The organism is Pseudomonas fluvialis (assembly GCF_002234375.1).
GTDB lineage: Bacteria > Pseudomonadota > Gammaproteobacteria > Pseudomonadales > Pseudomonadaceae > Aquipseudomonas > Aquipseudomonas fluvialis.
Genome location: NZ_NMQV01000054.1, coordinates 1 through 614 on the forward strand (window position 1 = coordinate 1; position 614 = coordinate 614).

Annotated in this window: 1 protein-coding gene; it reads right to left on the reverse strand. The window is 62.5% G+C overall.

Annotated elements, in window-relative coordinates:
- Window positions 1-43 precede the first annotated feature (43 nt).
- Complete coding sequence (moaC, locus tag CFY91_RS15585; RefSeq protein WP_093987288.1) at window positions 44-520, reverse strand: cyclic pyranopterin monophosphate synthase MoaC; 477 nt, start codon at window positions 518-520, stop codon at window positions 44-46.
- Between the last annotated feature and the right edge of the window lie 94 nt (window positions 521-614).

The window sequence follows — 614 nt, forward strand, 5'->3', positions numbered from 1 at the left end:
AGGCCAAGGGTTTCCCGGTAACGGGCGAAATACTGGATACGGATCATCGGGGTTCTCCGGCGATGAAGTGCCCACTCTTGCCGCCCTGCTTTTCTAGCAGGCGTACCGCTTCGATAGTCATGTCACGATCCACTGCCTTGCACATGTCATAGATCGTCAGCGCGGCCACGCTGGCGGCGGTCAACGCTTCCATTTCCACTCCGGTCTGCCCGGCCAGCTTGCAACGCGCACGGATCTGCACCACATCCTCACCAAGCGCCTGCAGCTCGACGCTGATCCCCGTCAACAGCAGTGGGTGACAGAGGGGAATCAGTTCATGGGTGCGTTTGGCCGCCTGGATGCCGGCAATCCGCGCCACAGCGAATACATCACCCTTGGGGTGTCCGCCAGCGACGATCATCTGCAGGGTCTGCGGACGCATGCGCACACGGGCTTCGGCCAGCGCTTCGCGGCTGGTCACCGCCTTGTCGGTCACATCGACCATGTTGGCACGGCCTTGGGAATCGAGGTGGGTCAGCATATCGGCACACTATCTCGGAGGAATCTCGGCCGATTGTACATGCCCTGACCGGCAAGGCGCCGCGCAGCAGCCAGCCGTCAACGGCCAGCCCCCA

What these genes read in the sequence shown, in the direction of transcription:
- moaC (WP_093987288.1), bottom strand. Translation starts at nt 520, where the DNA reads ATGCTGACCCACCTCGATTCCCAAGGCCGTGCCAACATGGTCGATGTG.